This window comes from Bradyrhizobium septentrionale (assembly GCF_011516645.4).
Classification (GTDB): domain Bacteria; phylum Pseudomonadota; class Alphaproteobacteria; order Rhizobiales; family Xanthobacteraceae; genus Bradyrhizobium; species Bradyrhizobium septentrionale.
Genome location: NZ_CP088285.1, coordinates 2,038,069 through 2,064,981, shown reverse-complemented (window position 1 = coordinate 2,064,981; position 26,913 = coordinate 2,038,069). Strand labels below are relative to the sequence as shown.

Below are 26,913 nucleotides of genomic sequence, written 5' to 3'. Positions count from 1 at the left end.
CAGGACCCATTACCCCAAATCTCAATTGTTGTACGACGCTGGGGCCACGATCCTCGTTCGCCATCCAACTTCGGTGGTTATGGGTCCCGGCTTTCGCCGGAACGACGAACGGAGAGAGATCCGCGCAGTCCATTCCATCGGCAACCCCACACCACTCCGCGCGACACCGGGGACGCGCGCTTCGGGCTACCCATTGGGGGCCCGATCTTCTATGGTGACCTCATCCGGTTCGCATGCGGCGAACTCGATAATTCCATGATATCAAAGGCTAAAGGCTCGGATCGAAGCCTTTGGAGGGCGGTTTGACGCGGTATATTTCGACCAGGGGCGAGGCCCCGGTGCTTGGCTTCTGCGATGTGATGCTGACCGGGCTTGCCCGCGACGGCGGGCTCTACGTGCCCGAGACCTGGCCGCAGCTTTCGCCCGAGACCATCGCCGCGCTGTTCGGCCGTCCCTATTGGGAGGTCGCGGTCGAGATCATCCGTCCGTTTGTCGCCGGCGAGATTTCCGACGCCGAGCTCGGCCGCATGGCCAACGAGGCCTATGCCACGTTCCGCCACCCCGCCGTGGTGCCGCTCGACCAGGTCGGGCCGAACCAGTTCCTGCTCGAGTTGTTCCACGGACCTACCCTGGCGTTCAAGGACGTCGCGATGCAGCTGATCTCGCGGCTGATGGACCACGTGCTGGCCAAGCGCGCGCAGCGCACCACCATCGTGGTCGCGACCTCGGGCGATACCGGCGGCGCCGCGGTCGAGGCGTTCGCAGGGCTCGACAATGTCGACCTCGTGGTGCTGTTCCCGTACGGACGCATCTCCGAGGTGCAGCGCCGCATGATGACGACGACCGGCGCCGGCAACGTCCATGCGCTGGCGATCGAGGGCACGTTCGACGATTGCCAGGCGCTGGTGAAGGCGATGTTCAACAACCATCGCTTCCGCGACCAGGTGGCGCTGTCGGGCGTCAACTCGATCAACTGGGCGCGCATCGTCGCGCAAGTGGTCTACTATTTCACCGCGGCGGTCGCGCTCGGTTCGCCGCAGCGCACCGTCGACTTCACGGTGCCCACAGGCAATTTCGGCGACATCTTCGCCGGCTATGTCGCGAAGCGGATGGGGCTGCCGATCCGCTGGCTGCGCATCGCCGCCAACGTCAACGACATCCTCGCCCGCACCTTGAAGACCGGCATCTACGAGGTGCGCGAGGTGCACGCCACGACCTCGCCGTCGATGGACATCCAGGTGTCGTCGAATTTCGAGCGGTTGTTGTTCGAGGCCAGCGGCCGCGACGCCGAGCAGGTCCGCCGCCTGATGGGCTCGCTGAAGCAGTCCGGCCGCTTCGTGCTGCCGGATGCGACGCTGGCCGCGGTGCGCCGCGATTTCGACGCCGGCCGCGCCGACGAGACCGAGACGGCGGCGGCGATCCGCGCCGCCTGGCGCGAGGCGGGCGATCTGGTCGATCCCCACACTGCGGTCGCGCTCGCGGTCGCCGATCGCGACACCTCGGACTCAGGGATCCCGAACATCGTGCTGTCGACCGCGCATGCGGCCAAATTCCCCGACGCGGTCGAGGCCGCCTGCGGGGTGCGTCCGCAGCTGCCGGCCTGGCTCGGAGGGTTGATGACCAAGTCCGAACACATGACGGTCATGAAGAATGATTCTGCCGAGGTCGAGCGCTTCGTGCTGTCGGTCAGCCGTGCCGCCAAGCAAGGAGTTGCCTGAATGAGCGTTGAAATCACCAAGCTGCCGAGCGGACTGACCGTCGTCACCGACAGCATGCCGCATCTGGAGACCTCGGCGCTCGGGGTCTGGGCCGGTGTCGGCGGGCGCGACGAGAAGCCGAACGAGCACGGCATCTCGCATCTGCTCGAGCACATGGCGTTCAAGGGCACCGCACGGCGCTCCTCGCGCGAGATCGTGGAGGAGATCGAGGCGGTCGGCGGCGATCTCAATGCGGGCACCTCGACCGAGACCACGGCCTATTATGCGCGGGTGATGAAGGCCGACGTGCCACTGGCGCTCGACGTGCTGTCAGACATCCTCGCCAATCCGTCCTTCGTGCCGGATGAACTGGAGCGCGAGAAGAGCGTCATCGTGCAGGAGATCGGCGCAGCGCAGGATACGCCCGACGACGTCGTGTTCGAACATCTCAACGAGCTCTGCTATCCGGACCAGCCGATGGGCCGTTCGCTGCTCGGCACCGCCAAGACGCTGAAGGCCTTCAACCGCGACATGCTGCGCGGCTATCTCTCGACGCATTACCGCGCCCCCGACATGGTGGTCGCCGCCGCCGGCGCCGTCGATCACAAGCGCATCGTCGAGGACGTCGCGCAGAAGTTTGCAAGCTTCGACGCCACGCCGGCGCCGAAGCCGCAAGCCGCGATGTTCGGCAAGGGTGGCTCGCGCGTGGTGCACCGTGATCTCGAGCAGGCGCATCTGACGCTGGCGCTCGAAGGCGTGCCACAGACCGACCCGTCGCTGTTCTCGCTGCAGGTCTTCACCAACACGCTCGGCGGGGGGATGTCTTCGCGGCTGTTCCAGGAGGTGCGCGAGAAGCGCGGGCTGTGCTACTCGATCTACACCTTCCACGCGCCCTACACTGACACCGGCTTCTTCGGGCTGTACACCGGGACCGATCCGGCCGACGCGCCGGAAATGATGGAAGTGATCGTCGACGTCATCAATGACGCGGTGGAAACCTTGACCGAGGCCGAAGTCGCCCGCGCCAAGGCGCAGATGAAGGCCGGGCTGTTGATGGCGCTGGAAAGCTGCTCATCCCGGGCCGAACAGTTGGCACGCCATGTGCTAGCCTATGGAAGGCCGCAGACGGTGGAAGAACTGGTGGCGCGGATCGATGCTGTCAGCGTCGAATCGAGCCGCAACGCCGCCCGTGCCCTGCTGTCGCGCAGCCGGCCCGCCGTCGTTGCCCTCGGCAGCGGCAGGGGTCTGGACACGGCGGTGTCTTTTGCGGAAGGATTGACCAAGTCGAAGGCAAAGTCGTTGCTGCACTAGGAATTCTGCTTACCTCGCCCCGCGCTTGCGGGGAGAGCATAGGCCGCCTTCGGCGGCCGTCGACGGAAGGACGCCGAGGCGGTGCCTCGGCTACGGCCGAAGGCTTCGGTGAGGGGTAGAGCCGCAAAAACGAATTTGCGGTGGGACCCCTCACCCCAACCCACTCCCCGCAAGGGCGGGGCGAGGGGGAATAGCTTGGCGGGGAGTGTTGGGCCATGGCCCTGTTTCGTTTGCCGTCTAATGGACCCGCTGCACTGATGCCGCGCGGTCACGGGCTGTTGCTGCGCGCGCCGCAAATGTCGGATTTCCCGCAATGGGCGCAATTGCGCGAATTCAGCCGCGCCTATCTCACGCCGTGGGAACCGATCTGGCCGTCCGACGACCTGACCCGCGCGGGCTTCCGCCGCCGCTTGCGCCGCTACACCGAGGATATCGCCGCCGACCGCTCCTACCCGTTCATCATCTTCCGCGAATCGGACGGGGTGATGATCGGCGGGATCACGCTCGCCAATGTCCGCCGCGGCATCGTGCAGGCCGGCACGATCGGCTATTGGGTCGGCCTGCCGCACGCGCATCGCGGCTACATGACGACGGCGCTGCGGGTGCTGCTGCCCTCGCTGTTCGGAGAGCTCAATCTGCACCGCATCGAGGCGGCCTGCATTCCCTCCAATGCGTCGTCGATCCGGGTGCTGGAGAAGTGCGGCTTCACCCGCGAGGGCCTGGCGCGGCGCTATCTCTGCATCAACGGGATCTGGCAGGACCACCTGCTGTTCGGCCTGCTGCACGAGGATTTCCGCGGCTGATTCTTGCTCCTTTCGGCTGATGGCCGCACCACCCCTTGCCTTGCAAGATGCCTTGGGTTCGCCGCCATTGGCTTGCTATAACGCGCGCGATACGGGGAACTCCACTCGGAGACCACTTGGGGGCTTTAGGGATATCGCATGGGTGACAGGGTGATCAGGTTCGCGCTCGCGGCGGCGGTAACGATCGGTCTCGGTGCCACCCTGCTGCCGTCAGTCGGCTCGGCGCAGTCGCTGAGCGACCGCTTCAAGAGCCTGTTCGGCGGCGGCTCGTCCGATTCGGACAAGCCGGCCGCGCCAGCCGCGCCAAAACAGCTTAACGACGCCGACGCCGAGTTGACCTGTCCGCCGGTGCAGATCCGCGCCGGGGCCTCGACCTATTCCGTGGCTGCGAACGGCAAGGAGGCGGTCGGCAACGACGTCAAGTTCCTGGCCTCGATCACGCGCACGGCGCGGCAATGCGGCCTGAACAGCGGGCAGATCACCGCCAAGATCGGCATCCAGGGGCGGGTGATCGCCGGGCCCTCGGGCGCGCCGCCGACCGTCCAGGTGCCGCTGCGCGTCGCCGTGGTGAAGGGCGGCATCGGCGAGCGGACGATCATGACCAAGGCCTACACCACCACGGTGCAGATGGACGAGAGCGGCAGCGTGCCGTTCAGCCTGGTCGCCGAGGATGTGGTCTATCCGGCGCCGTCGGCCGCGGAGAACGACGATTACATCTTCTATATCGGCTTCGACCCGCAGGCCCTGAAGCCGGAACCGAAGCCCCGCGCGCCGAAGAAGAAGTAGCGCGACGCGGTCGCTGCACCCGGGGGCAGATTTGAGCAAACAAAAAGGCCGGCGCGATCAGCTCGCGCCGGCCTTTTGTAGAAGGAGTTGAGATCGCGTCAGTTCAGCTTGGAGCGGACTTCGGCGATGCCCTTGCCGACCAGGTCGTCGGCAACCGAGCCCTTGACCGACTGCGACAGGATGGTCGAGGCGGCGGTCACGGCGGCGTTGGCCGCAGCGGCGCGGACATCGGCCACGGCCTGGGCCTCGGCCTGGGCGATCTTGCTCTCGGCGGTCTTGGTCCGCCGCGCAACAAAATCTTCCATCTTGGTCTTGGCCTCGGCCGCGATCCGCTCGGCCTCTTGCTTGGCGTTGGAGATGATCTCCTGGGCCTCGCGCTCGGCGCTGGCGCGGCGCGCCTTGTACTCGCCGAGCAGCTTGTTGGCCTCGTCCTTCAGACGGCGGGCGTCCTCGAGCTCGGCCTTGATGCGCTCGGCACGGTGGTCGAGCGCCGTCAGCAGGGTGCGATGGACGCCGAGGTAGCCGAACACTACCATCAGAATGACGAAGGCGATCGCAACCCAGGTTTCCGGTTCGTAAAACATCGGCCTATCCCTTCAGCGACGCGTCGACGGCGCTGTTGACCGCATTCGCGTCCGGCGTGACGCCGGCGAGTTGCTGGACGATGGCGCCGGCTGCATCCGCCGCGATGCCGCGGACGTTGCTCATGGCGTTGGTCCGGGTCGTTGCGATCTGCTTCTCGGCGTCGGCGAGCCTGGCCGCCAGCTTCTCTTCCAGCGCCTTGCGCTCGACTTCGGAGGCCGCGTTCAGCTTCTCGCGGGTCTCGTTGCCGATCGCCTGCGCGTTGGCGCGGGCGTTCGCCAGCTCGGTTTCATAGGCCTTCAGCGCCGCGTCGGACTCGTCCTTCAGCTTCTGCGCCTCGGCCAGATCGCCCTCGATCTTGTTCTGACGTGCATCGATCGTCCCGCCGACACGCGGCAGTGCGATACGCGACACGATCAGGTAGAGCGCGACAAATGCAATCGCCAGCGACACCAGCTGCGAGGCGAAATTGGACGAATCGAACGGCGGAAAGGCTCCGCCGTGATGTCCGCCATCGGTCTCGGTGTGGGCGCCGGCTTTCTGGCCTTTTGCCTCGCCATGACTCTCAGCCATGGTGTTCTCCTGTTGCTGTCATGCGCGCCGCCCGAAGGGGCGGCGCGACGGGGTGCCGCTCAGAGCGGAACGAACAGCAGAAGCAGCGCGATCAGCAGCGAGAAGATGCCGAGCGCTTCGGTCACGGCGAAGCCGAAGATCAGGTTGCCGAACTGGCCCTGCGCGGCCGAGGGGTTGCGCACCGCAGCGGCGAGGTAGTTGCCGAAGATGATGCCCACGCCGACGCCCGCACCGCCCATGCCGATGCACGCGATGCCCGCGCCGATAAGTTTTGCTGCTGCCGGTTCCATATGTAGCTCCTTGAGAAAGATAGACAGATTGGTGGGTGGAGATTCCCCGGACCGCTTAGTGTCCCGGATGAATGGCGTCGTTGAGGTAGATGCAGGTCAGGATCGCGAACACATAGGCCTGCAGGAACGCGACCAGCAGTTCGAGGGCGTACAGCGCCACCGTGAGCGCGAGCGGCAGCACGCCGCCGACCCAGCCGAGCGCGCCGAGCGAGAAGCCGAGCATCGCGACGAAGCCCGCGAACACCTTCAGCGCGATGTGGCCGGCCAGCATGTTGGCGAACAGACGAACGCTGTGCGAGACCGGCCGCAGGAAGAACGACAGGATCTCGATGAACATGACCAGCGGCAGGATGTAGATCGGAACGCCGTGGGGGACGAAGATACTGAAGAATTTCAGGCCGTTCTTGTAGACGCCGTAGATCAGGACGGTGAAGAAAACCAGCAGCGCAAGCGCCGCGGTCACGATCAGATGGCTCGCGATCGTGAAGGTGTAGGGGATCACGCCCACCAGGTTCGAGACGCAGAGGAACATGAAGAGCGAGAAGATCAGCGGGAAGAACTTCATGCCTTCCGCGCCGGCCGTGCTGCGAATCGTGGTGGCGACGAACTCGTAGGAGATTTCGGCGACCGACTGCAGCCGCCCCGGAACCAGTTCCCGGCCGCTCGCCAGCATCAGCAGCGCGATCAAGAGCACCGCGATGAGCATGAAGAGCGTCGAATTGGTGAAGGCGATCGTGTGATTGCCGATGTGGCCGAGCGTGAAGAGGGGCTCGATATTGAACTGGTGGATCGGGTCGATTTTCATCCGCGCGGCTCTTGGTCCACCGGCCATCGTGCCGGTAATCGAATTTCAGATGTCGTGACTTCCGTCAGCGCTCAGCGCTTGCCCGAGGCCACGCCCGCGGACCTCACCACGTTGACCACGCCGGCGACGAAGCCGAGCAGCGTTAACACGATGAATCCGAATGGCGACGTCGACAGCAAACGGTCGACCCCCCAGCCAAGCGCCGCCCCGACGACAACGCCCGCGACCAGCTCCGAGGAAAGACGAAAACCGAGCGCCATCGCCGAAGCTCTGGCCGCACTGTCCCCGCCTTCAGTACCGGATTGATCAGTCTTGCTCCTGCGGCTGTCGCGAATTTCTGACAACCGATGATCGAGACTTCCGAGCCTTGCGGAAAGCGCAGCTTCGTCGGGAGACGAATGATCGCGACTTCCATCTGCGCCGTCGTTGGTGCTTTCAGCCATGCTGCAAACACTAACCGATGCCGCGGATGATGGAAATTGCGCCCGTCCCCGTCAAAAGCCGCGCGGACCATACTTACCGCGTCTAATCAAGTCAAGATTGCGTCGTAACCAGTTATTGCTTTGATTCTGCTGGATTTATTTGGAGATATTCAAGGTCAGAGTGACACAGTGATCGCAGTGCAACAGCTTGCGTGGCATTGAGCGATATTGCGCGGCTTATCCTGCTCTGCTGGGATCACCAAAATCTCCCGTTCTCGTGCAGTCAAGGTTCCGCATGCCGCGCCCAATCGATTACTACTTCTCGCTGCAATCACCTTGGGCCTATATCGGCCACAAGCCCTTCGTTCGGCTCGTAAGAATTTACGATCTCAAGGTAAATTATCGGCCCGTGCTGCTGGTCGATCTGTTCTCGGAGACCGGCGGGCTGCCGCTCGCGCAGCGCCATCCGGTGCGACAGCGCTACCGGATGATCGAGTTGCAGCGCTGGCGCGACAAGCGCGGGCTGAATTTCCATCTGCAGCCGGCCAACTGGCCGTTCAACGGTCGACTGGCCGATGGCATCGTGATCGCGGCGCTCGAGGCGGGCCTCGACCCCGAGCCGTTTTTGCAGCGGGCCTATCCCGCGGTCTGGGAGCTTGAGCTCAACCTTGCCGATCCCGCGACGCTGGTGAAGCTCGCCGACGATGCCGGCTTGCCCGGCCGGCAGCTTGTCGAGCGCTCGCCCTCTGATGCGATCAGCGCGGCCTATGAGCAGAATCGCCAGGATGCACTCAACACCGGCGTGTTCGGCTCGCCCGGCTATGTGCTCGATGGCGAGGTCTTCTGGGGCCAGGACCGGATCGAATTGCTCGAGGACGCGTTGAAGTCAGGCCGCAAGCCCTATAGCTCTGTGGTCTAGGGGCAGGAATCAGGTTGAGGCGGAGCAAGCCATGCCCATCGCGTCGTCGCTCTCAAAATCGTCCATCGCAATTGCCGCGGCCGTTTTGATCACGAGCGGCGCGGCGACAGCGCAAACCGCACCCGATACCGAGAACGGCCGCTACGCGCTGTCTCCGGCCGGCGACGGCTTCCTGCGGCTCGACACCCGCACCGGCGCGGTGTCGACCTGCACCAATTCCAGCGCCGGCTGGGCCTGTTACATGGTGCCCGACGAGCGCGCGGCGCTGGATGCCGAGATCGGGCGCCTGCAGGCCGACAATGACAAGCTGAAGGGCGAGCTTGCGGCGCGCGCGCCGCCGGCCAAGACCGACGAGGCGCTGCCGAAATCGGATTCGCTGAAGAAGGCTGAGCCGAAGGTCGCCGAGGGCGAACGCAAGATCGAGATTCCGCTGCCGAGCGACCGCGACATGGATCGCGTGATGTCGTTCGTGGAACGAGCCTGGCGGCGGCTGATCGAGATGGCCAACCGCGTGCAGCGCGACGTCAATGGCGGCAAGATTTGAGGTGACGACGGCGCTGCCAAAAGCGTCGTCGCAGCCTACGCCGTGACGTGTTGAAGGAGCGCAGATGAACTCACAGAGAACTATGTCGCGCTCGGCGCCATCATCGGTCGCTGCAACCAGCATCGTCTCGTCGCGGTTGACGGTGGAAACCTCTGGCGCAGGCTTCACCGACATCACGCGCGAGGTTGCAAAATTCCTGCGCGAGGTGCGTGCCGGCGAGGGCGCGGTGACGCTGTTCATCCGTCACACCTCGGCCTCGCTGACGATCCAGGAGAATGCCGACCCGACGGTGCTGGTCGATCTGATGACGGCGCTCGATCGCGCCGCGCCCGAAGACGGCGGCTGGCGCCACGACACCGAAGGTCCCGACGACATGCCGGCGCATATCAAGACCATGCTGACGGCGACCTCGCTGCAGATTCCGGTGCTTGATGATGAAATGGCGCTCGGCACCTGGCAGGGCATTTATCTGATCGAGCATCGCGCCCGCCCGCACCGGCGCGAGATCGTGCTGCAATTCATCGGTGCCATACGCTGACGCGTTCGACCGCTTCAATTCGACCCGGCTTTCAATTCGATCTGGCTTCTCAAATGACATCGGCCGCGGATCGCTCCGCGGCCGATGCTGTTTGATCAAGATGTCGACCGATCAGGTCTTGCTGATGTCGACGTCCTTGGTCTCCGGAATGAACAACGCGCCGACCACGACGGTGATTGCCGCGAAGATGATCGGATACCAGAGGCCGGAGTAGATATCGCCGGTCGAGGCGGTGATCGCGAACGCGGTCGCCGGGAGCAGGCCGCCGAACCAGCCGTTGCCGATGTGATAGGGCAGCGACATCGAGGTGTAGCGGATCTTGGTCGGGAACAGTTCCACCAGCATCGCCGCGATCGGTCCGTAGACCATGGTTACGTAGAGCACCAAGATGAACAGCAGGCCAATGACCGCGGCTACCTGCGGACGGAAGACGTCGAACGGGTTCGACATCTTCACGATGCCGGCGTCGCCTGGCTTCGGATAGCCCGCCGCCTGCACCGCCGCGGTGATCAGGGGGTTCGACGTCTTGGCGTCCGTGTACGGCACCTCCTTGTCGTTGACCATGATCTTCACCGGCGAGCCGGCCGGGCCTGGCACGGTGGAGTACTTCACCGACGACTGGGCCAGGAAGGCGCGGGCGGTGTCGCAAGGCGCCGTGAAGACGCGGGTGCCGACCGGGTTGAACAGATCGCCGCAGCCCGCGGGATCCGCCACCACCTGCACCTTGACCGTCTCATAGGCCTTTTCCAGCGCCGGGTTGGCGTTGGTCGTGATCATCTTGAAGATCGGGAACAGTGTGAGTGCGCCGATCAGGCAGCCCGCCAGGATGATCGGCTTGCGGCCGATCTTGTCCGACAGCGCGCCGAACACCAGGAAGAAGCCGGTGCCGAGCAACAGCGACCAGGCGATCAGGAGGTTGGCGGTGTAGCCGTCGACCTTCAGGATCGATTGCAGGAAGAACAGCGCATAGAACTGGCCCGTGTACCAGATCACCGCCTGGCCCATCGTCAGGCCGAACAGCGCGAGGATCACGATCTTGGCGTTGCTCCAGGTCGCGAAGGCTTCGGTCAACGGCGCCTTGGAGGCCTTGCCCTCGTCCTTCATGCGCTGGAATACCGGCGATTCATTCAACCGCAGCCGGATCCAGACCGAGATGCCGAGCAGCAGCACCGACACCAGGAACGGAATGCGCCAGCCCCATTCCGCGAAGTCCTTTTCGCCGGTGATGGATCGGGTGAACAGGATCACCAGCAGCGACAGGAACAGGCCGAGTGTTGCCGTGGTCTGGATGAACGAGGTGTAGTAGCCGCGCTTGCCCATCGGCGCATGCTCGGCGACGTAGGTCGCCGCACCGCCATATTCACCGCCGAGCGCGAGGCCCTGCAGCAGGCGCAGCGTGATCAGGATGATCGGCGCTGCGATGCCGATGGTCTTGGCGTTGGGCAACAGGCCGACGATGAAGGTCGACAGGCCCATGATCAGGATGGTGACGAGGAAGGTGTATTTGCGGCCGACGATGTCGCCGACCCGGCCGAACACGATCGCGCCGAACGGGCGCACCAGGAAGCCGGCGGCGAAGGCCAGCAGCGCGAAGATATCGCGGGTCGCCGGCGGATAGTCGGAGAAGAACTGCGCGCCGATGATGCCGGCCAGCGATCCGTAGAGATAGAAGTCGTACCACTCGAACACGGTACCGAGCGACGACGCGAGGATGACGAAACGCTCATCCTTGGTCATGCCGGCGGGCCGCGCCGAAGTTGCAGTCATTGTGGACATCTGGAAAGCTCCCCCCGAATTGTTGCTGCCATGCTCGCTCCCGTCTGCCGGGTTGGGCCCGAATAAGCCCCAAGCTTGAGTTAAAGGGTAACATCGCAGTGAAACCTGCCCCAATAAGACTTTTGGCCTTTTCAGGATTGAACCTATCTTGTGGCGGAAGGCCGAGATGGAATGCCGCCGCGTGCGTCTATTGCGGCGCACAAGCTGAGCGGGTTAACTGCGTTGGCATCTGGTATTATCGAGCCCTTGCGTGATACTGCCGCGCGGGCGACAACCGAACGGCGCGGGTTTGCCGAAATCCGCTAGTGGGACTGAGATGACTGCTGCAGCCAATACTCATCTTGTCATCGCCGACGACCATCCGCTGTTCCGCGATGCGTTGCGTCAGGCGGTGTCGAGCGTCGTGAGTTCGGCCACGATCAGCGAGGCCGGATCGTTCGAGGATCTGACCGCGCTCCTGGAGCGGGACTCCGAGGTCGACCTGATTCTGCTCGATCTGAGCATGCCGGGGATCAGCGGCTTCTCCGGCCTGATCTATCTGCGGGCGCAATATCCGGCGATCCCGGTCGTCATCGTCTCCGCCAGCGACGATGCCGGAACCATCCGCCGCTCGCTCGACTTCGGCGCCTCCGGTTTCATCCCCAAGCGCTTCGGCGTCGAGACGCTGCGCGATGCCATCATGAAGGTGATGGAAGGCGACGTCTGGGTTCCGCCGGACACCGATCTGTCGGCTGGCGGCGATCCCGACATGACCCGGCTGCGCGACCGCCTGGTGACGCTGACCCCGCAGCAGGTGCGGGTGCTGATGATGCTGTCCGAGGGGCTGCTCAACAAGCAGATCGCCTACGAGCTCGGCGTCTCCGAGGCGACCATCAAGGCCCATGTCTCGGCCATCCTGCAGAAGCTCGGCGTCGAAAGCCGCACCCAAGCCGTGATCGCCGCCGCCAAGATCGCCGGCGGCCAGTGGCGCCAGGGCACGCCGTCGACGTAAATTTCCAGGACCGATCGTCATTCCCCGGTGCGCAATTGCGCACCTGAGGGCGACGTCACCGGGCCAGCGCGCATGCGCGGCCCGAACCTGGAATCCATCAGGCCGCGAGATTTGTGGCGGAATGGATTCCGGGCTCGCGCCTTTGGCGCGCCCCGGAATGACGGTGAATGTGTTGAGCCTATTCCGCCGCCACCATCTGTTGCGTCCGCCACTGTCCGAGCAGGGCGCGCAGCGAGGCCGGTTTGACCGGCTTGTTCAGCACCGCGATGTTCTCCTCGCGCGCGGCGGCGCGCACCGCCGGGCTGCGGTCGGCGGTGATCAGGATCGCCGGAATGCCGTCGCCGAAGCGGCGGCGGATCTCGCGGATCGCGGCGACGCCGTTGCCGCGGTCGAGATGGTAGTCGACCAGCACGCCGGTGACGCGGCTGCCGGCGGCCTCGATCGCACTGATCGCGCCGTCGGCATCGAGCACCGCGATCACCTCGGCGTCCCACGCCGTCAGCAGCGTCTTCATGCCGTCGAGAATGGCGGGATCGTTCTCGATGCAGACGATCAACGAACCGCTCATCGGCGTCTTCGACAGCGGTGTGGCGCTGGTGACCGCCGCGGTATGATTGACCGCGGTCGCGACCGGCACCGTGACCGAGAATGCCGAGCCGCCGCTCAGATTGGCCGAGATCGCGATGCGGTGATTGAGCACGCGCGCCAGCCGCTCGACGATCGACAGGCCGAGGCCGAGGCCGCGGGCGATGCGGGCGCCCTGCTCGAGGCGGTGGAATTCCTTGAAGATCTCGCCGCGCTTCTGCACGGGGATACCGACGCCGGTGTCGAAGATGCTGACCTGCAGCTTATCGTCGCGGCGGCGGCAGCCGATCAGCACGCGGCCGCGCGGGGTATATTTGATGGCGTTAGAGATGAAGTTCTGCAGCAGCCGGCGCAGCAGCGAACGATCGGATTCGACCGGCAGCGAGCAGGCCACGAAGCGCAGATCGAGGCCCTTGTCGCGGGCGATCGGCATGAACTCGATCTCCAGCGAGCGCATCAGGTCCGCCATCCGGAAGCTCGTGATCGCCGGCGTCATGGCACCGGCGTCGAGCCTGGAGATGTCGAGCAGCGCGCCCAGGATGTCCTCGATCGCTTCCAGCGAGTCGTCGATGTTCTCGACCAGCCGTGAATCCTCGCCGCCGTTCTGGCGCTCGACCAGGCTCGTGACGTAGAGCCGCGCCGCATTGAGCGGCTGCAGGATGTCGTGGCTGGCCGCCGCCAGGAAGCGCGTCTTGGAGGCGTTGGCGTCTTCCGCGACGCCCTTGGCGAGCGCGAGCTCCGAGTTCAGCCGCGTCAGCTCCTCGGTGCGGTCGCGCACGCGCTTTTCCAGCGTCGCATTGGCGCGCTCCAGCGCCTCGGCGGCCTCGAAGCTCGGCGTGACGTCGGAGAAGGTGATGACGAGCCCGCCGCCCGGCATCCGGTTGGCGCGCACCTCGATCACCAGATGGCGGTCGGTGAAGCGTTCCAGATAGGGCTCGCCCTCGGTGGTGTAGGCGCGCAGCCGCAGCTGCAACAGGCCGTCGCTGTCGCCCGCCGGCGGCGGACTGATCGCCCCCATGAATTCGAGGATCTCGGGCAGCGGGATGCCGAGCTGCACCAGATGCGGCGGCAGCCCGAGCAATTCGGAGAACTGGCGGTTGGAACAGATCAGCTGCAAATCGGCGTCGAACACCGCGATGCCCTGGCGCACATGATTGAGCGCGGTCTGCAGGATCTCGCGGTTGAAGTGCAGCGCGGCGTGGGAATCGTCGAGCAGCTTCAGCGCGGCCTTGGCCGACACCGTGCGCCGCTGCAACAGCAGCGACATCACGAGGCGCGAGGACGCGGCCCCGATCGAGGAGGCGATCAGCCGCTCGGCATGCTGCAGCAGCTCGAAATCGGCCGGCGCCGAGGTCTGCAGCATGATATTGCGGTCGGCCGCGAACGAGGCGAAGGCCTCGCGGGTGCGGTCGGGACCGAGATATTGCGTCACCGTGCTCTGGATGTCCTGCACCGTCACCGTGGTGCGCCAGCGCCGGAAGCTTGGCGCGATCGGCGCCAGCGCGTTGGGCACGAACACATCGGCCTGCAACAGCTCGATCGCGGACGGCGCGCGCGCCAGCGAGAACAGGACATAGGTCAGGATGTTGAGCGCGAGGCTCCACAGCACGCCGTGCAGCAGCGGCGGCAGGTCGGCGCCGAACAAGGCCTGTGGCCGCAGCGCCTCGATCCCGAACGGTCCATGCTGCAGCAGCATCAGGCCGGTGGTCGAGGTCTCCAGGAAGCTCGGGATGAACAGCGTGTAGAGCCATGTCGCGAAGCCGACCAGCATGCCCGCCATGGCGCCGCGCGCGGTGGCGCGCCGCCAGAACAGGCCGCCGAAGAAGGCCGGCGCCAGCTGGGTGATCGCGGCAAACGACAATAGGCCGATCGCGACCAGCTGGGTGTTGCCGAGCGCGCGATAGTAGAAATACGCCAGCACCATGATGGCGAAGATCGAGAAGCGGCGCGCCTTCAGCAGGAAATCGCCGAAATCCTTCTGGCCGGCGCTGATGTCGTCGCTGCGCGGCAGCACCAGCGGCAGCACGATGTCGTTGGAGACCATGATCGAGAGCGCGACGCATTCGACGATCACCATCGCGGTCGCCGCCGACAGTCCGCCGACGAAGACGGCGAGGCTGAGCAGCTGCGAATTGCCCTCGATCGGCAGCGCCAGCACGAACATGTCGGCATCGACCGCGCCGAACGGGAAGATGACAAGGCCCGCGATCGCGATCGGAATCACGAACAGGTTGATCGCGACGAGGTAGAGCGGGAACAGCCAGCGCGCCCGGCTGACCTCGGCGCTGGTGGAATTCTCCACCACGCTGACGTGGAACTGGCGCGGCAACAGCATGACCGCGCAGAACGACAGCAGCGTCATGATCAGGAAATTGCCGATCGACGGCACGTATTCGATCGCGCGCACCGCCTCCGGCGTCTTCAGGGCGCGCTCATAGAGCTCGACCGGAGAGAACATCCAGAAGGTGACGAAGGCGCCGGCGGCGATGAAGGCGACCAGCTTGACGATGGATTCGGCGGCGATCGCCAGGATCAGGCCGTGCTGGTGCTCGGTGGCGTCGGTGTGGCGGGTGCCGAACAGCACCGCGAACACCGCCATCGCCAAGGTTACCATCAGCGCGATGTCGCCGATGATCGGGATCTTCGAGAACGCCTGGTCCTCGCTCAGGATGGTCTCCAGCGACGACGCCATCGCCTTGAGTTGCAGCGCGATGTAGGGCACCGAGCCGATGATCGCGATCAGCGCCACGGTGGCCGCGACCGCCTGGCTCTTGCCGTAGCGGGCGCCGATGAAGTCGGCAATCGAGGTGATGTTCTGCGACTTGGCGAGCGCGATCACGCGGCGCAGCAGCGGCGTGCACAGCCCGATCATCACGATCGGGCCGACATAGATCGCCAGGAAGTCGATGCTGGTGCGGGTGGCGAAGCCGACCGAGCCGAAGAAGGTCCAGGAGGTGCAGTAGATCGCCAGCGACAGCGGATAGATCCACTGGCTGGCACGGCCGCGCGCGCCCGGCGACGTCCGGTCGCCGCGGCTGGCAATGAAGAACAACAATCCGATGTAGGCGAACGCCGTGGCGATGACGCCCCAGTCGTGCAGCATCGCTGCCTATCTCCTGTCCCGGCCAAGAACGGGCCGGTTGCCCCGATTATAACGCAAAGGGCCGGCCGCGCATCGCACGACCGGCCCAAATTCGGGGTCGGAGAAGGATAGGGTTACTCGGCGGCCAGCGACTTCTGGCGCAGCGGCAGGCCGAGCCGGTCCCAGACCTGGAGCAGGGCCTCGGCCAGCGCGTCGATCAGGCCGTCGTCATGGTAGGGCGAGGGCGTGATGCGCAGCCGCTCGGTGCCCTTGGCGACCGTCGGATAGTTGATCGGCTGGATGTAGATGCCGTGGTCCTCGAGCAGCAGGTCGGAGGCGCGCTTGCACTTCTCGGGATCGCCGACGAACAGCGGCACGATATGGGTGTCGCTCGACATCACCGGCAGCCCGGCGGCGGTCAGGATCGCCTTGGTGCGGGCGGCGCGGTCCTGGTGGCGCTCGCGCTCCCAGTTCGAGGTCTTGAGATGGCGGATCGCGGCCGTCGCAGCCGAGCAGATCGCCGGCGGCAGCGCGGTGGTGAAGATGAAGCCCGGCGCGTAGGAGCGCACCGCATCGATGATCTCGGCGCGGCCGGCGATATAGCCGCCGAGGCAGCCGAACGCCTTGGCCAGGGTGCCTTCGAGCACGTCGATCCGGTGCATCACGCCGTCACGCTCGGCAATGCCGCCGCCGCGCGGGCCGTACATGCCGACCGCATGCACCTCGTCGACATAGGTCATGGCGCCGTATTTCTCGGCGAGATCGCAGATCTTGGCGAGCGGCGCGACGTCGCCGTCCATCGAATAAAGGCTCTCGCAGACGATCAGCTTCGGCCGGTCGGGGCCGGCGGCGATCAGCAGCTCTTCGAGATGGGCGACGTCGTTGTGGCGGAAGATCTGGCGCTCGCAGCCGGCCTGCCGGACGCCTTCGATCATCGAATTGTGGTTCAGCGCGTCCGACAGGATCAGGCAGTTCGGGATCAGCTTGGCGAGCGTCGAGATGCCGGTCTGGTTCGAGACATAGCCCGAGGTGAACAGCAGCGAGGCTTCCTTGCCGTGGAGGTCGGCGAGCTCGGCCTCTAGCTGCACCAGCGGATGGTGGGTGCCGGCGATGTTGCGGGTGCCGCCGGCGCCGGTCCCGACCCGGGTCGCGGTCTCGACCATGGCGCCGACCACCTTGGGGTGCTGGCCCATGCCGAGATAGTCGTTGGAGCACCAGATCACGACGTTACGGCTGCCCTTCGGCGAATGCCAGGTCGCGTGCGGGAAGCGTCCCGCGATCCGCTCGAGGTCGGCGAACACCCGGTAGCGCCGCTCGTCATGCAGGCGGTTGAGGGCGGTTTGGAAAAACTGGCTGTAATTCATCGGCGAACCCAGAAAGCGGAACCTGACCGGAAAACGTGCCTCTTCTTAGAGCTTTTCCAGCTCTAATGTCCATGCATTGGCTCACATCTGGGCATGCGCCGCAGTTGGGCAAATTGCCCTAGCGGGCTCTGTCCGCCTTGATTTCGGTCAAATCGCCGGGAGGCGGCATGGCCGCCCCGGGGCCGGGCGCTCAGGTCGTCCTGAAGCGCAGCATGCCGTCGGCGGCCATCTCGGCCGTCAGCCGGCCTTCGACCAGCATGTAGTTGACATGGGCAACCAGTTCGCCGGCGGCAAAACCCATCTGGTGCTCGTCCAGCACGTGCTTGTGGAACACCACGGGCACCAGCTCCTTGGAGGTCTGCGGCACCTCGCGGCAGGCCTCGGCGATCAGCCGGCAGCGCTCCTCATGGTGATCGGCGAGCTGCTTGATCCGGGTCTTCAGCCCGTAGAACGGCACGCCGTGGCCGGGCAGCACCATCACGTCATAGGGCAGGGTGGTGGTCAGGCTCGCCAGCGATGCCAGATATTCGCCGAGCGAATTCTGCTCGGGCTCGACGGCCCAGACGCTGACATTGGGCGAGATCTTGCTCAGCACCTGGTCGGCGGACAGGAATAATTTGTCGGCCGCGCAGTACAGCATCACCTGGTCGAGCGCGTGTCCGCCGCCGGTGATCACCTTGAAGCGCCGTGTGCCGATCACGACCTCGTCGCCATGGGTGAGGCGGTGATAGGACGGTGGCAGCACCGAGACGCGCTTCAGATAGTCCTGGCCGCGGCCGAGCAGTTTTTCGGTCAGGTCCTCGTCCATGCCGTGGCGGCGGAAGAACAGCCGCTGCGCGTTGCGCCGTTCCTCGGTGCCGCGGTTTTGGTGATAGACCGACTGCAGATACTCCACCTGCGACATGAACAGCGGGCAGCCGAAGCGCTCGGTGATCCAGCCGGCGAGACCGACATGGTCGGGGTGGGAATGGGTCACGATCAGCCGCGTGACCTTGACGTGCTTCAGCGGTCCCTCGAACAGCGTGGTCCAGGCCGCGATCGATTCCTCATTGCCGAAGCCGGCATCCACCATGGTCCAGCCGTCGCCGTCGGCGAGCAGATAGACGTTCACATGGTTGAGGCGGAACGGCAGCTTCAGCCGCGCCCACAGCACGCCGGGGGCGAGCTCCACGACCTGATCGTGGCCGGGATGGTTCTCCCAGGGGTATCGCAATGCCTCCGCCGAGGAGGGCAGGCTGTCGGTCCTCGTATGCATGCTATCGGCTTAGCGGCACATTGCCCGCCGCGCCAGCCGAAAAATCAGATAGTCGTCCGGAGAATGGGGTGATCCGGAGCTGGAATTCCGTAGCCCGGATCAAGCGCAGCGGCCGCGCGAATGTGCGCCCGTCATTCCGGGGCGATGCGTCAGCATCGAACCTCAGGTGCGCAATTGCGCATCGGGGAATCTCGAGATTCCGGGTTCGGTCCAGCGGACCGCCCCGGAATGACAGGAGTGATTACGCCGCGCGGATGTTCGACAGGAAACCGTCGATCTCCGAGCGCAGCACGTCGGCCTCGCGGCGCAGCGCGTCGGAGGCGCTCAGGACCTCGCCGGCGGCGGCGCCGGCTTCGGCCGAGGCGGTCGAGACGCCGACGATGTTGCTCGACACCTCGCTGGTGCCGCCGGCGGCGTGCTGGATGTTGCGGGCGATCTCGCGGGTCGCCGCGCCCTGTTCCTCGACGGCGGCGGCGATCGCGGTGGTGACGTCGTTGATCTCGCCGATCGTGCTCGAGATGTTGCGGATCGCGGTAACAGCCGTGGTCGTCACCTCCTGCATGCTGACGATCTGCTGGCGGATTTCCTCGGTCGCCTTGGCGGTCTGGCTCGCCAGGTTCTTGACCTCGGAGGCGACCACGGCAAAGCCGCGGCCGGCCTCGCCGGCGCGCGCCGCCTCGATGGTGGCGTTGAGCGCCAGGAGGTTGGTCTGCGAGGCGATGGTCTGGATCAGGTCGACCACGACGCTGATCCGCGCGGCGTTGTCGGCAAGGCCCTGCATCGTGCTGTCGGTGGCGCTGGCTTCCTCCACCGCCTTGCGGGCGATCTCCGCCGAGGTGACGACCTGGCGGCCGATCTCCGAGATCGACGACGACAGCTCCTCGGTGCCGGCCGACACCGTCTGCACGTTGACCGAGGTCTCCTCCGCGGCCGAGGCCACTGCATTGACCAATGCGCTCGACTGGTCGGCGGTCGCCGACATGCTCTGCGCGGTCGACTGCATCGAGTTCGCCGCGGTCTGCAGGCTGCCGAGCGCGCTGCGGACATTGGACTCGAAGGTGACGATCTGCGCTTCCATGCGCGTGGTGCGCTCCGCCTTGGCGGTGCGGTCCTTGTTCTGGTTTGCCGTGAGCTCGCGGCCCTCGATCATGCTCTCGCGGAACACCTGCAGCGCGTCGGCCATGACCGCGATCTCGTCGCGCTGCCGGCTCTGCGGGATCTCGGTGTCGAGGTCGCCGTCGGACAACAGCTGCATCGAACGCTGCAGGCCGCGGATGCGGCGCAGGATGTTGCGCCCGACATAGAGCCAGACGAACAGGAACGAGCCGACCAGCGTCAGCGCGCCGAGCGCGATCATCACCATGGTCGCGAGCGAGATCTGCTGCCGCGCCTGGAAGGTCGAGCTGTCGGTCTCCTTCTGCACGGCCTCGACCAGCTGCTGCACGCTGATGCCAAGCCCGACATTAAGCTTGCGCGTTTCTTCCAAAATGGTCTGGCCGTAATCGATCGCGTCGAGCTCCTTCTGGCGGATCTTGAACACGCCGGTCTTGCCTTCGCCGAGCACGAGCAGCCTCTCGGCCGTGTCGCGCACCGCGACGATCGCCGGATTGTTCGGCAGGTCCTCGAGGTTGGACTTGATGCGTTCGCGCCCGTTCTTGAACTCGGCCTCGATCGCATCGAGCGTCTCGCTGGAATTGGCCGACAGCGCGGCGGTCATGTCGGCGGCCATCAGATTGCCGGCGGCGAGCACGTTGCTGATCTGGCCGACGGTTCGGGCCGCCTCGGTGGCATCATCGGCGGACACGTCGGCCGCGCCGAGGATGGCGTTGAGTCTCGTCTGCGCGTCGAGCATCGCGGGGCTCGCGGCGGAGACGAATGCCGTCTGCGCCTTGCGCAGCGCACTGTACTGCTTGTCGCGCAGAGCGCCGACCTCGAGCCGCTCGCGCGCCGCCGAGATCAGGCTGTTGGTGGCCTCGTCGGTGTTCTTGACGTTCTCCTGCAGCGCGCTGACGACGGATTTGTCGGCGCCGAGCTCGATGATCTCGCCGAGCTTGGCGCGGGTCGCCTGCGCGACCTCCTTCACCTTCTTGGTGCGATCGTTGAGTGCATCTTCGGTCTGCACGGCGAGCAGGCCGGGACCTTGGGCCGCGAGCGAGGCGCTCTGCGCTGACAGTTGCAGGCTTGCGGCAAGCCGCGGAATGTCGCGCCCGCTGAGATCGGTCATGGTGCCGCCGAGCTGATGCAGCACGATGCCGGCGCCTGCGCTGATCACAAGCGCCATGCCCGCGATCACGGCGAATGCCGCGAACAGGCTGCCCCTGACGCCCATCTGCGGCAGGCCGATGCGCTTGAGATTGAGTTTGCCGAGCTTGAACCGAAACGCCATTGCCCCCGTGCCCCCGTGGCCACCTACTCTTGGCCACTACTCCTGGATGTTTCCCCGGCGCGGGAGTATCAGTGCGGCGGGTTAACAAAATCGGGAAAATTGCGACGATACGCCGGATTTTTCAGGGCGGTCGTGCGCGAGCACTGGCTTGGTTCGCTGTGCGGAATCGATGCACGCGACCGGACGCAAAAAGGCCGGCGCGAGCCGGCCTTTCCACTCATGGTTGTGGATCGTGGTCTCAGTAGCGCGCGTAGCCGGGGCCGCCGAGGTTGCCGAGATTGAAGCGGTAGTTGAGCCCGGCCTTCACGGTGTGCTCGTCATTGTGGAAGCTGCCGAACGGCACCAGCGCGGCCGGCGCGGTGAAGCGGCTGTCGCCGAAGTCGTAGTACTGGTACTCGACCTTGGCCGACCAGTTCGGCGCGAACATGTATTCGGCGCCGCCGCCGATCGTCCAGCCGTTGCTGTGGTTGTCGGTGAGCGCGAAGCCGACCGGCGCGCCGCCCAGCGTCACCGTCTCGTTGTTGTCGGAATAGGCGTACCCGCCCTTCACATAGATCAGGCCCGGGCCCCAGGTGTAGCCGACGCGGCCGGTGATCGATGCGATGCCGCGCTGGTTGTTGTTGTAGACATAGCCGCCCGGGAAGATCGCGTTGAGCTGGTGGTTGCCGACCCAGGAATACTGGCCTTCAAGGCCGATCACCCACATCGGCGACAGCTGCCAGTCGTAGCCGCCCTGCACGCCGCCCATGAAGCGGGCGCTGGAGTCCGACAGCGCGAGGCCGTTGAATGTGTTGTTCTGTGAGAACACGCCGCCGAGATGGCCGCCGAGATAGAAGCCGGTCCAGTTGTAGAGCGGAGCGGCGTAAACGGGCGCGGGCGCCTTCTGATAATAGCCGCGGTTGAGGTCGGCCGCCTGAGCGGTCGCGCTCAAGGCTGCGACAGCGGCTGCGGTTGCAAGCAGGATCTTCTTCATGTGGTCAGTCTCCGGACAAGTCGTGGAGGCGCAGCGACATGGCGCCGTCCATGGCCGGCGAGATAGACCGCATTTGAATAAAATGCTGTCACCGGAAGACCGCTCGGAGCGTTAAGTCGCCGCCTTTGCGGCGAAACGTTTTGTTGTGCCTAACGAACGCTTAAGCCGGAATGAAGGAAGGCTTAACGCGGCGCGTGCGACGCCCGCCTGCTGTCAATCAAGCCGCTTGCTAACCAAGTCGCTTGCGCACGTCGTCGCGCATCTGCTCGCGGAACGCCTGGCGGCGCGCGGCGCGATCCTTGACGGGGACGTCGTGGCGATCGAACACGTCGAACTTCTCCAGGATCGGATAGTGCTCGCTCGCCATCGCCAGCACGCGCAGCAGCGCGGCGACCTTCGGGGTCGGGCCGGTGACCTCCCATTTGCGGAGCTTCTCGGCGCCGCCGGCAGCCGGCAATCCGCACAGCTTCGCCATGTCGGCCGCGGTCAGCTCGCGGCCAAGCGCCTCGCCGAGATGTTTGCGCAATTTCTTCAGTTCTGGGCCGGTCACGCTTTAAGTCCGCTCCGCGATCGCAAAGTGTGAAGTGAGTCACATGACGTGCTCGGGGTGCGGGCTATACGCCGCGCATGCGACTTCTAAAGGAAACCATCGTGCACGGCATCATCGAAAGCCTCAGCCCCGAACACGGACACATCGATTGGAAATGGGTCGGCAGTGTGTTCGCGTTCTACGTCGTGCTGACAATCGGTGCAGTGGGCGTGCTGCTCGCGCATTGATCCTGCGAACCCGACGAGGGCACTTTCTGCCGTAGACAGTCCTCAGTTGCCGAGGGGCGATGTCAATTTTCTCTTGACGGAACCGAGGGTTCGCCGAAGCCAAGTATAGGCAAAGCGTTTGATGGACATGTTGGCCAGGCTCTGTTGATCCATGGCCAGCCGTTGGAAGTCCGTGGCCAACCTTTGGTGGTCAGTGGCCAGCCTTTCGTAGGCGTTGGCCAGCCCTTGATGGTCTTCTATCAGCTTGTTGTAGACGGGGAGAACATGTTCTTCCAGATATCGGCCGCGTGCGGTCAGCTCCAGTCCGCGCGTGCTGATGGCGAGTTCCAGGGGATCGAGCGCCCCGGGAATCGCATTGCGCGCAAGCTCAACCCGTTGCGCTTCGTCGTCGACGACTTTGTCAAATCGCTCGACCATTCGCTTGAAAGTCCACGCCGGAGACAGCGCGACTTCGTGAAACGCACGATCGATGATGGATTGCGCCTTCGAAGGATTTCGTATGACCGAGACCACCTCCGCCATGTTGCTGTGGTCGCGGTTGAGCGGGACATAATGATCCCACGGCTTTACCGCACCTGAATACTCACCTTCATAGAGGATCATCAGAGTACGAAGCGCGGCAGCTTCGAAAATGCGGGGAGAAACCACCCGGATAACGATCTTGCCGTCGTCGTCTCCCAGAAATTTCTGTCTCACCACCTCGTGGGACACATCGGGATTTTCGGCGCAGAAGCGTTCCACCTGGATTTGGGCGTCCCCGGTGAAATCGATGAAACTGACCCCGCTCTCCGTCCCCAAAACGGCCTTCGAGCTCGCAATGAAGTCGACCCAGGAGCCGCCGTAGATTCGGGACGTTTCGCTCGTGTCGATGTCGCAGACCAGATTGTACTGCGCTGCATCAGCGGCAAATCTGTCGGCTATTCGCCATTTTTCCTCGGCGAAGTATCCGTACCAAGGCGGAGCCTTGCGTGCGCGATACGAAACGTCGAGCGGACGTTCCGAATAATTCGGCACGTCCATCGTCAACAGATGCTCGGGTACAAATCCCGTCAAAGTATGCTCGAAACGTATCTTGTCGAAGAACGTGTCCCGATAGATTTTTCTGGTGACGTCCGAGTTCGTAACGGTAAAAATCGCTCCGATCTGCAGATCGGCCAATGCAGCATTTTGACGATCGATAAATCGATACTCGTCTTGAATGAACGCGACCTTGACCCCTTTGAAGTGCCTGATCTTGTCACGGAGCGAGGCGGGAACATAGTTCTCCATCGAGATCACGACGGAATAGTGAAATACCAGGCAGTCAAAGGCATCCAGATCTGGTCCGATCGCATCGAACGCCAGCGGATCCACGATCGTATATTTATGCTGGCTGTATTGGCGAAACGCTCGGATATGGTCCGATACCGTATTGGTTCTCAGGGCGGCTGCGGCGCACAGCAGCAGAATGTTGTAGCGGGGGGATTGCACTCTGGTTTCTCGTCGTGGTGGTCAAGCAGTTGGACGTGAATAATCTGATTCTCTCAACTTCCGCGCGGTCTCCGCTCACCAAATTTGCGAACTTGACATGCGCTCTCGCTGGTGCCTCCCGGGCGCCACACTGGTGCGAGCCAAGTTCCTGAGGTTTGAAGTTCCGCTGGGCTCGGGTGCTCGCTTACCAGACATTCGTCGCGTCCTTGGCATGCAACCCATGCAAGCGCAACCGAGGGGCGATAGCAAGCCCAATTGCCCGTGCGGGATGATGGTCTGCATTGCGTGGATGCCAGCGCTCACTTCGCGGTCTCCGCCAATGATCTGACGCACCATGCCGTCGTGCATCTGCTCACGAAATGCCTGGCGGCGCGCGGCGGATAGTACCGGCCAATTTTTACAGTATAGCGCACCCGGGAACTGCTCTCCAGATGGATCAGGCCGCTGACAAGCCTCAGCCGGCAATGGACATGAGGAGGCAAGGGCGTGTCGAAGAGCGTGAGGTTTTTGGGTGGATGGGTCGGTGGTGTCGCAGTTTGAATCTTATTGGGATAGCAAAGCGAGCCAGCCCGCCTCAGAACTGGAGTAGCACGCGGAACATGCTGCGTCCGAAATGTGCCTCGAAGGCGAACAGCGCGTAGAACTCCGCGATGCGCGGCCGCCTATCCGGCGGCAACCGTGCGAGGGAGGCATCGCTCGATGACCTGTCCGGCGGATCGTCGATGCAATCGGGATGGCCATCCGGCCGCCCCACGAAATGCGCGAGTTCGTGGATGAGCGTGCCGATCTGCAGGTCGCTCGACGCGAAGAAATAGACCGGCGCGATCACCACCGCATCCGCCCGCAGCGTGGCGGATGTGCCATTCGTCCGGTCGAGCTGAACGGTCTCGCCGCGCATGGTGACGCCGTTCGAAATCGCGAGCGCCAGCGTGCGGGATTCCGCCATCTCGTTAAAGGAGAGCGTAAACGGGAACTTAATGAAAGTCGTAGCGGGACTCAGGGCGGCGACCGACAGCTCGCGATCGATGGCGCGAAAGGTGCGCTCGATCAGCACAAAATCCGGCGGCGGCGGATCGCTGAGCAGAACCGCGAAGTGCTTGCGCACGAGCGTCTGGGCCGGAGATTCGATTGTGCCCATTACTTTCGCCGCGGTCAGCGTGCGCAGCGCGCTCTTCACGCAGGCCCGCGAGATGGGCAAGGTGTCATCGAACATCTGCTCCATCATCTCATCCGTGACGGTGAAGGTCGGTGCCGGCGGCGCAACCTGGCCGACACCGCTGCGGGGCGCAAGCGATCTCGATGATCCGCTCGCCAGGATTGGCAACGAGGCGCGTAAAATGCGATTGAGCGCCTGAATCGTCGGCCCGTTCGGGTCGATGCGGAAATCGACGAAACTGATGTTCTGCTTCTGGAACCTGCCGATCGCCGCGCGCGTCAACGGGCCCACCAAGCCATCCGTTGCGAGGCGTGGCGTCGGGCCGCCCTGACTGGTGCCGACCGCATTCAGTGCCTGCTGGATGGTGAGAACATCGTTGCGGACGTTGGCCCCGCCCTGCCCCACGGAACGGCCGACCACGACGGGCAAGGCGACCTGATTATCCGGTTCGACGCGGGGAGCGGTCGCGCGGCAGCTCTGATCAAAACAGTAGCAACGCAAGCGTCCCATTGGCTGTGCCCCAAGGCGATGCCGGCCCAGTTCTCAAGTCGAACTGCACCGGCTCTACCGGTCTACACAAATTCGCCTGCAAGTCCATGTGGCAACTTTGCTCGACCTGAGCTTGTCGTGCTGGCGGGTGCGTAGCGCAGTCTGCCGCGTGCTCAGGGCCGCCGACTGCGGTGTAGTCGAAGCCGCGCCGGAAGCAGGCGACAAGGCCGCCGTCGCCGCAACCCAGCGCCTATTTTCCCTCTGTAATGAGGACGTCGACAAACACTTCTGCGAACGGGAAGTCGATCGAAAAAGAAGAATTCGCCCTCCGCGTTCTTCTTCAAATCGATCAGTCGAGACGATGGATAGCGTCCGACGTCTTACTTAGCCGATTGAGGACGACGGCGAATGAAGCGCATTTCCGAAGCCGAAGACCGATGGTCTATCGCGAAAATCCGCCCCCGCCGATGCGGAGAAAGTTGCGCTCCGCGGCGGCCCTTCGGGCCGGCTTGATCGTGGGTGTGTCCAGCAGATCAACCAGGCAAAACGGTTGTCGCCGGATAAGAATGGCGGCTCGTGGTCGTCGAGGCGCCCCGCGATGATCGACTCTATGTCCGCGAAGTAGCTTTCGTCGGGTGACCAAACCTGTTTTTGTGGCGACGGTTGGTGGCAAACAAGCGGGATTAGTGCTGCAATTGCAAGAGGATCTAGGCCTCTCAATAGGATAGGTGGTGCTGCCAGACAGGATTGAACTGTCGACCTCTCCATTACCAATGGAGTGCTCTACCACTGAGCTACGGCAGCATGCCCGGGAAAAATTGAATCGGCCCCAAGGGCCCATCCAAGCGGGCGGTTCTTGCCACAGGCCTCCCTTTCGCGCAAGCGAAACAGCGTCCCTGCCGCCGGTGAAATCGGCAGAAATTGGCGTTCCTCGCCGGCGATTCCGACCAATCCGGCCGATTTCGGCCGGATTGGGTCCCGATCGGCCGGAAAGCTCCTGATTCTCCGCCCGCCGAATCATCCATCGAGCACAACTGGCCGACCGGGCAGGGTGCGCCGGCGTCGGCCATTGTCTATGCTGGCCTCTTGCTAGAGGCGTCGGCAGTTCGAGAGTTTTGCAATGACGGGCGATCACGACAAGGGCGGCGGGCGGGCCGGGGCCCGCGTGAAGGATTCACGACAGGATCGCCTCAAGCTGGCGCTGCGCGAAAACCTGAAGCGGCGGAAGTCGCAGGCGCGCGGTCGCGAGGATGTGGCTTCCGAAGGGCCCGAGGACTCATTAGATGACCGCTCGCTAGATGACGCCGGCGGAAACGAGCCGCGCCGTTAACCCGGCTCG

24 protein-coding genes and 1 tRNA gene are annotated in these 26,913 nt (G+C 64.4%); 10 read left to right on the top strand and 15 right to left on the bottom strand.

Annotation, left to right across the window (positions count from 1 at the left end; translation table 11 throughout):
* Window positions 1-302: 302 nt before the first annotated feature.
* From thrC to HAP48_RS11675, 4 genes are all read left to right on the top strand, one after another.
* Window positions 303-1,718, top strand: coding sequence for a threonine synthase (gene thrC / locus HAP48_RS11690; protein WP_166213667.1), 1,416 nt, complete (start codon window positions 303-305; stop codon window positions 1,716-1,718).
* On the top strand, window positions 1,719-3,008 hold the full coding sequence (locus HAP48_RS11685; protein ID WP_166213668.1) for a M16 family metallopeptidase: 1,290 nt from the start codon (window positions 1,719-1,721) through the stop codon (window positions 3,006-3,008).
* Between the two features lie 215 nt (window positions 3,009-3,223).
* Window positions 3,224-3,811 carry a GNAT family N-acetyltransferase gene (locus HAP48_RS11680; protein ID WP_026191927.1) on the top strand — a complete coding sequence of 196 codons (588 nt, stop codon included), beginning with the start codon at window positions 3,224-3,226 and terminating at the stop codon, window positions 3,809-3,811.
* A gap of 138 nt (window positions 3,812-3,949) precedes the next feature.
* Window positions 3,950-4,597, top strand: coding sequence for a hypothetical protein (locus HAP48_RS11675; RefSeq protein WP_175612333.1), 648 nt, complete (start codon window positions 3,950-3,952; stop codon window positions 4,595-4,597).
* Between the two features lie 98 nt (window positions 4,598-4,695).
* Here HAP48_RS11675 and HAP48_RS11670 read toward each other — a convergent pair whose 3' ends face one another.
* From HAP48_RS11670 to HAP48_RS11650, 5 genes are all read right to left on the bottom strand, one after another.
* Window positions 4,696-5,181, bottom strand: coding sequence for a F0F1 ATP synthase subunit B family protein (locus HAP48_RS11670; RefSeq protein WP_166213669.1), 486 nt, complete (start codon window positions 5,179-5,181; stop codon window positions 4,696-4,698).
* Window positions 5,182-5,185: 4 nt separating this feature from the next.
* A complete protein-coding gene (locus HAP48_RS11665; protein ID WP_166213670.1) occupies window positions 5,186-5,752 on the bottom strand; it encodes a F0F1 ATP synthase subunit B in 567 nt (188 codons plus the stop codon).
* 59 nt (window positions 5,753-5,811) lie between these two features.
* Window positions 5,812-6,042: a F0F1 ATP synthase subunit C gene (locus tag HAP48_RS11660; RefSeq protein WP_016847054.1), complete on the bottom strand. Its 231-nt coding sequence runs from the start codon at window positions 6,040-6,042 to the stop codon at window positions 5,812-5,814.
* A gap of 55 nt (window positions 6,043-6,097) precedes the next feature.
* Entirely contained in the window at window positions 6,098-6,847 is a 750-nt protein-coding gene (locus HAP48_RS11655; RefSeq protein WP_166213671.1) for a F0F1 ATP synthase subunit A, read from the bottom strand.
* Between the two features lie 71 nt (window positions 6,848-6,918).
* Window positions 6,919-7,290, bottom strand: coding sequence for an AtpZ/AtpI family protein (locus tag HAP48_RS11650; RefSeq protein WP_166213672.1), 372 nt, complete (start codon window positions 7,288-7,290; stop codon window positions 6,919-6,921).
* Between the two features lie 274 nt (window positions 7,291-7,564).
* Between HAP48_RS11650 and HAP48_RS11645 the strand changes: the two genes are divergently transcribed.
* From HAP48_RS11645 to HAP48_RS11635, 3 genes are all read left to right on the top strand, one after another.
* Entirely contained in the window at window positions 7,565-8,188 is a 624-nt protein-coding gene (locus HAP48_RS11645; protein ID WP_166213673.1) for a 2-hydroxychromene-2-carboxylate isomerase, read from the top strand.
* A 31-nt stretch (window positions 8,189-8,219) separates the two neighbouring features.
* Window positions 8,220-8,732, top strand: coding sequence for a hypothetical protein (locus tag HAP48_RS11640; protein WP_166213674.1), 513 nt, complete (start codon window positions 8,220-8,222; stop codon window positions 8,730-8,732).
* Between the two features lie 64 nt (window positions 8,733-8,796).
* The gene (locus tag HAP48_RS11635; RefSeq protein WP_166213675.1) at window positions 8,797-9,270 is read left to right on the top strand and encodes a secondary thiamine-phosphate synthase enzyme YjbQ; all 474 of its coding nucleotides are present in this window, start codon (window positions 8,797-8,799) and stop codon (window positions 9,268-9,270) included.
* A gap of 111 nt (window positions 9,271-9,381) precedes the next feature.
* Here HAP48_RS11635 and HAP48_RS11630 read toward each other — a convergent pair whose 3' ends face one another.
* Window positions 9,382-11,007: an MFS transporter gene (locus tag HAP48_RS11630; protein WP_175612435.1), complete on the bottom strand. Its 1,626-nt coding sequence runs from the start codon at window positions 11,005-11,007 to the stop codon at window positions 9,382-9,384.
* A 355-nt stretch (window positions 11,008-11,362) separates the two neighbouring features.
* On the opposite strand from HAP48_RS11630, the gene HAP48_RS11625 reads away from it, so the two are divergent.
* On the top strand, window positions 11,363-12,037 hold the full coding sequence (locus HAP48_RS11625; protein ID WP_166213677.1) for a response regulator: 675 nt from the start codon (window positions 11,363-11,365) through the stop codon (window positions 12,035-12,037).
* 178 nt (window positions 12,038-12,215) lie between these two features.
* Here the strand turns inward: HAP48_RS11625 and HAP48_RS11620 are convergent, their stop codons facing one another.
* The 6 genes from HAP48_RS11620 to HAP48_RS11595 form a co-directional block, all read right to left on the bottom strand.
* The gene (locus HAP48_RS11620; protein WP_166213678.1) at window positions 12,216-15,725 is read right to left on the bottom strand and encodes a PAS domain-containing hybrid sensor histidine kinase/response regulator; all 3,510 of its coding nucleotides are present in this window, start codon (window positions 15,723-15,725) and stop codon (window positions 12,216-12,218) included.
* Window positions 15,726-15,838: 113 nt separating this feature from the next.
* Window positions 15,839-17,068 (bottom strand): 5-aminolevulinate synthase, encoded by a 1,230-nt coding sequence (gene hemA, locus HAP48_RS11615; RefSeq protein ID WP_029079858.1) that lies wholly within the window; start codon window positions 17,066-17,068, stop codon window positions 15,839-15,841.
* 190 nt (window positions 17,069-17,258) lie between these two features.
* Window positions 17,259-18,323 carry an MBL fold metallo-hydrolase gene (locus HAP48_RS11610; protein WP_166213679.1) on the bottom strand — a complete coding sequence of 355 codons (1,065 nt, stop codon included), beginning with the start codon at window positions 18,321-18,323 and terminating at the stop codon, window positions 17,259-17,261.
* A 241-nt stretch (window positions 18,324-18,564) separates the two neighbouring features.
* Complete coding sequence (locus HAP48_RS11605; protein WP_166213680.1) at window positions 18,565-20,709, bottom strand: methyl-accepting chemotaxis protein; 2,145 nt, start codon at window positions 20,707-20,709, stop codon at window positions 18,565-18,567.
* Between the two features lie 238 nt (window positions 20,710-20,947).
* Window positions 20,948-21,682, bottom strand: coding sequence for an outer membrane protein (locus tag HAP48_RS11600; RefSeq protein ID WP_166213681.1), 735 nt, complete (start codon window positions 21,680-21,682; stop codon window positions 20,948-20,950).
* A gap of 229 nt (window positions 21,683-21,911) precedes the next feature.
* Window positions 21,912-22,232 carry a hypothetical protein gene (locus tag HAP48_RS11595; RefSeq protein ID WP_029079854.1) on the bottom strand — a complete coding sequence of 107 codons (321 nt, stop codon included), beginning with the start codon at window positions 22,230-22,232 and terminating at the stop codon, window positions 21,912-21,914.
* A 101-nt stretch (window positions 22,233-22,333) separates the two neighbouring features.
* Between HAP48_RS11595 and HAP48_RS50000 the strand changes: the two genes are divergently transcribed.
* The gene (locus HAP48_RS50000) at window positions 22,334-22,459 is read left to right on the top strand and encodes a hypothetical protein (protein ID WP_275949043.1); all 126 of its coding nucleotides are present in this window, start codon (window positions 22,334-22,336) and stop codon (window positions 22,457-22,459) included.
* Between the two features lie 42 nt (window positions 22,460-22,501).
* Here HAP48_RS50000 and HAP48_RS11590 read toward each other — a convergent pair whose 3' ends face one another.
* From HAP48_RS11590 to HAP48_RS11580, 3 genes are all read right to left on the bottom strand, one after another.
* Window positions 22,502-23,929: a hypothetical protein gene (locus tag HAP48_RS11590; RefSeq protein ID WP_166213682.1), complete on the bottom strand. Its 1,428-nt coding sequence runs from the start codon at window positions 23,927-23,929 to the stop codon at window positions 22,502-22,504.
* 574 nt (window positions 23,930-24,503) lie between these two features.
* The gene (locus HAP48_RS11585; RefSeq protein ID WP_166213683.1) at window positions 24,504-25,595 is read right to left on the bottom strand and encodes a peptidoglycan-binding protein; all 1,092 of its coding nucleotides are present in this window, start codon (window positions 25,593-25,595) and stop codon (window positions 24,504-24,506) included.
* Window positions 25,596-26,303: 708 nt separating this feature from the next.
* A tRNA-Thr gene (locus HAP48_RS11580) sits at window positions 26,304-26,378 on the bottom strand.
* A 316-nt stretch (window positions 26,379-26,694) separates the two neighbouring features.
* Between HAP48_RS11580 and HAP48_RS11575 the strand changes: the two genes are divergently transcribed.
* The gene (locus HAP48_RS11575) at window positions 26,695-26,904 is read left to right on the top strand and encodes a hypothetical protein (RefSeq protein ID WP_166213684.1); all 210 of its coding nucleotides are present in this window, start codon (window positions 26,695-26,697) and stop codon (window positions 26,902-26,904) included.
* Window positions 26,905-26,913: the final 9 nt, after the last annotated feature.